Here is a 4,133-nt window from a genome sequence, read left to right as displayed (position 1 = left end):
GTCAATCAGGTTGTGGTTTGTGGCGGGGGGCGGCTCGCGGAGCGCGCCGCCGAAGATGCGGAAGTCATGGGCGTAGACGAAGACCGTACGGCCCTCCACCGTGCCCCAGCCGGTCACCACGCCGTCCGTGTAGGGCCGCTTGTTCTCCAGGCCGAAGCCGGTGGCGCGGTGCCGGCGCAGCGGCTCGATCTCCTGGAAGCTCCCCTTGTCGAAGAGCAGTTCGAGACGCTCGTGGACGGTCAGCTTGCCCTTGGCCCACTGCTGCTCGGTGGCGCGCGGACCGGGTCCCTCCCGTACGGTCTGCTTCACCAGGCCGAGCAGGGCCACCCGGGAGCGCGGGTCGGGGCGCGGCGGCGGCTGGGTCATGGGGGCGAGTGAGGTGGTGTCCTCGGTCACGGTCATGGGTCACCCATCCATGTGGCTCAGGGTATTCGGACCGTCAATTCAAACCGCGTCGCTCGGCAAGGGGCCACTGCGATCACCCCCTATGGTCGGGGACGGCCCCCCTACTAAGGGTGGCGGACGGGGTGGAATAGGGGTTGGTGGGGCGTTGCCCGGCATCTAGAACTGTCCGAACGAGGCGAGTTCGCGACAAGACGGGTGCTGCGATGACAACGGCGATGGTATTCCCGGGAATGGGGCCGACGCGTTTCCGGGAACTCGGGCGTTTCCTGCTTCTCGATTCGCATGCCAAGAAACTGCTTCCGGTCGCGGACGACGTCCTCGGCCACTCCCTTTTCGACGCGTTCCGGGAGAGCGACGACGAGTACGCCCCGGCGGCTCAGGTCGCCTTCATGGTGGTGTGCACGGCCCTCGCCGAGCGGGCCCGCGAGGACCTGGGCGCCGAGCCGGCGGTGTGCACCGGCCCCAGCTTCGGCGAGAAGCCCGCGGTCGGCTTCAGCGGGGCGCTCGGCTTCGCGGACACGGTACGGATGACGGCCGGGCTGGCGCGCTGCACCGCGGAGTACTTCGCGCGCGAGCACCGGGACGTGGTGACGCAGTCGTTCGTACGGGCCCCGGCCGGCCCCCTGGCCGAGCTGTTCGCGGGGATGGACGCCCGCGGCGCCTGGCACGAGGTGGCCTGCCGCCTCGACGACGGGTTCCAGATGGTGTCCGTCCGCGAGCCCGAACTGGAGTCCTTCCAGCGGGAGTTGCGGGCAATCGGGGCCCTTCCCCTGTACGTGATGCGCCCGCCGATGCACTCCTCGCTGTTCACGGGACTGCGCGAGCTCGCCGCCCGCGAGGTCATCGACGCCCTGCCGCTGCGCGACCCGCGGCTGCCGGTCATCGCCGACCAGGACGGCACCGAACTGACCACCGCGGCCCAGCTGCGGCAGATGCTCCTCGACCACTTCGTACGCCCCGTCGACTGGCCCGCGACCCTGGACGCGCTGCGGGCCCGCGGCGTCGAGCGCCTGCTGGTCGCCGGCCCGGACGCCCTGTTCGGCCGGGTGGAGTCGGCGACCTCCCGCTTCGAGGTGGTCCCGGTGTCGCCGGAGCGCACGCTGCGCGCGCCGGCGGCCCGGCCCGCGACGGCTCCGGCGGGGGTGTGACATGACGACCCAGGTCTTTTCCGGACCCCAGGCACAGCCGGACTCCGCCGACGACGAGTACGCCGGCAGCCTGCACGGGCTGTTCCTGCGCGGGCTGGCCGTGTCGGGCGACCGTGAGTGCTTCCGGGTCGACGGGCGCGGCACCACCTACACCGAGGCCCACCGGGCGGCGCTCGCGCTCGCCGGGGCGCTGGTCGAGGTGTGCGGCGGTGTGCCGCGTACCGTCGCCGTGCTCGGCAGCAAGAGCGGCGAGGCCTACACCGGGCTGCTGGCCGCGCTGTACCTGGGGGCTCGGGCCGTACCCCTGCACCCCGACTTTCCCGCCGCCCGCAACCGGGCCGTCCTGGCGGCCGCCGAGGCCGACGCCGTGGTCGCCGACGCACGGGGCGTGACCGCGTACGAGCGGATCGGCATGCCGGGCGTACCGCTCGTCGCGGCCGGGGAGGGACCGCTTCCCGGGACACCGCTGGCGGCGCCGCGTGCGGTCGGCCCGGAGGACACCGCGTACATCCTGTTCACCTCGGGGTCGACCGGCCGCCCCAAGGGGGTGCCGACCACGCACCGGGCCACCGACAGCTACTTCCGTACGCTGCGCGCGCGGTACGGCTTCGGGCCCGACGACGTCTTCACGCAGACCTTCGACCTCACCTTCGACTGCGCGATGTTCGACCTGTTCTGCGCGTGGGGCGCGGGCGGCCGCGTCGTGCCGCTGCCGATGCGGGCCTACCGTGCGCTGCCGGAGTTCCTCGCCGAGGAGCGCGTGACGGTGTGGTTCTCGACCCCGGCGGCCATCGCCCTCGCCCGGCGCTCGGGGGCGCTGGCGGCGGGCGCCCTGGACGGGCTGCGCTGGTCGCTGTTCGCCGGCGAACCACTGCACCGCCACGACGCCGAGGCATGGCAGGCCGCGGCGCCGCACAGCACCGTGGAGAACCTGTACGGCCCGACCGAACTGACCATCACCGTCACCGCGCACCGGCTGTCGCCCGCCACGCCCGCCGAGCGGTACGTCAACGGCGTGGTCCCCATCGGCCCCGTGTACGGCTCCCTCGACCACGTACTGCTCGGCCCCGACGGTTCCACCGGCGGCGACGAGGGCGAACTGTGCGTCACCGGGCCGCAGATGTTCAGCGGCTACCTCGACCCGGCGGAGGACGAGGGCCGCTTCCTCGACCACGACGGGCGCCGCTGGTACCGCACCGGTGACCGGGTGCGCCGCTGGCCGGACGGCGAGATCGCCTACCTGGGCCGGGCCGACGACCAGGTGCAGGTGCAGGGCTGGCGTGTGGAACTGTCCGAGGTCAGCCACGCCGTGCGCGCCCTGGACGGGGTGGAGGACGCCGTCACGGTCGCCGTGCCGGTGGACGGCAGCCATGAGCTGGTCGCCTTCTACACCGGCCGCGCATCCCAGGGCGCGCTGCTCGCCAAGGAGTTGAGCGCGGACCTGCCCAAGGCGATGGTGCCGCGGCTGCTCACCCACCTGGACGAGTTCCCGATGAACGCCAACCGCAAGATCGACCGCTCCGCTCTCAGGTCCCGCGCGCTGACGCTCCTGGACCGCGGCCGCACCCCGAGCCGACCCGACGCCGATCCTGCCACGGACCACTAAGGAGAGACCCCGTGGACGAGAACCTGACCAAGGACGCGAAGCTGCTGCACCACCTCGTCGACGCCCAGGCCGCCGCGCGCCCGCAGGACGTCGCCGTGCGTGACGCCCGGGACACCTGGACCTGGGAGCAGCTCGCGGCACAGACCCGGGCGGCCGCCGACTGGCTGCGCCGGGCCGGTGTGACGCCGGGCGACCGGATCGTCGTACGGCTGCCGAACGTGCGCGAGACGACGGCGCTGCTGTACGCGGCCTCCCGCCTCGGCGCCGCCCTGGTGCCGATCAGCGCGGAGATGAAGGAGTTCCATCTGCGCGCGGTGATCGCCGACTGCGAGCCGCGACTGGTGGTCGTCGCGGACGGTGTGGGCGAGTGGGTGTCGGGCCTGACCGAGCGGCCGGTGCACGAGGTCGGCGCCCTGTGGTCCGAGCTGACGGCCGACGGGGACACCGCCGAGGCCGGCCAGGCGCCCGGCACCCCGGCCGTGCTGATCTACACCTCGGGCTCGACCGCCACCCCCAAGGGCATCATCTGCCCGCACGCACAGATGCTGTTCGCGGCGCGTTCCATCAACCAGGTGCTGGGCTACCGCGCCGACGACACCGTCTTCGTCCGCGTCCCGCTCTCCTTCGACTACGGCCTCTTCCAGGTGCTGCTGTGCGGGGTGTCCGGCGCGACCCTGGTCCTCGCCGACTCCGAGGCCGACTCCAAGCTGCACATCCTGATCCGGGAGAGCGGCGCCACCGTGCTGCCGCTGGTGCCGTCGCTGGGCGGGCCGCGGTTGCGGGGCGCGCCGCGCCGCCCCCCCCCTGCCGCTTAGCGGGCTGGGGGCGCTCGCCCCTTGCCCCGCCCCCCCCCGCCCCCGGGGTGTGGTCGTGGGTGGGGGGGTGGGGGTTGGGGTATCGGCGCCGGGTCGGGACGGTGGTTGGGGGGGCCACCCCGGCGCGGCGGGGCCCGGCCCCCGAAGCCGCCGAAGCCC

The 4,133-nt window shown here is 73.5% G+C and carries 4 protein-coding genes; 3 read left to right on the top strand and 1 reads right to left on the bottom strand.

Features of this window, described 5'->3' with window-relative positions; genetic code table 11:
* On the bottom strand, positions 1 to 402 hold a 402-nt coding region (locus ACFW2E_RS42735), incomplete at its 3' end, for a carboxyl transferase domain-containing protein (protein ID WP_384476340.1).
* Between the two features lie 233 nt (positions 403 to 635).
* Between ACFW2E_RS42735 and ACFW2E_RS42730 the strand changes: the two genes are divergently transcribed.
* Genes ACFW2E_RS42730 through ACFW2E_RS42720 form a run of 3 tightly spaced genes read left to right on the top strand, consistent with a single transcriptional unit; the run spans position 636 to position 3,974 of the window.
* Positions 636 to 1,553, top strand: a complete 918-nt coding sequence (locus tag ACFW2E_RS42730; protein WP_384476337.1) for an ACP S-malonyltransferase — start codon at positions 636 to 638, stop codon at positions 1,551 to 1,553.
* Between the two features lies 1 nt (position 1,554).
* On the top strand, positions 1,555 to 3,159 hold the full coding sequence (locus ACFW2E_RS42725) for an AMP-binding protein (protein ID WP_384476334.1): 1,605 nt from the start codon (positions 1,555 to 1,557) through the stop codon (positions 3,157 to 3,159).
* 11 nt (positions 3,160 to 3,170) lie between these two features.
* The gene (locus tag ACFW2E_RS42720) at positions 3,171 to 3,974 is read left to right on the top strand and encodes a class I adenylate-forming enzyme family protein (protein WP_384476331.1); all 804 of its coding nucleotides are present in this window, start codon (positions 3,171 to 3,173) and stop codon (positions 3,972 to 3,974) included.
* Positions 3,975 to 4,133 lie beyond the last annotated feature (159 nt).

The sequence above is a fragment of the Streptomyces sp. NPDC058964 genome (assembly GCF_042741275.1).
Lineage (GTDB): Bacteria > Actinomycetota > Actinomycetes > Streptomycetales > Streptomycetaceae > Streptomyces.
Note: the sequence above shows the minus strand (reverse complement) of the source record. Positions and strands in the feature narration are given on the sequence as shown.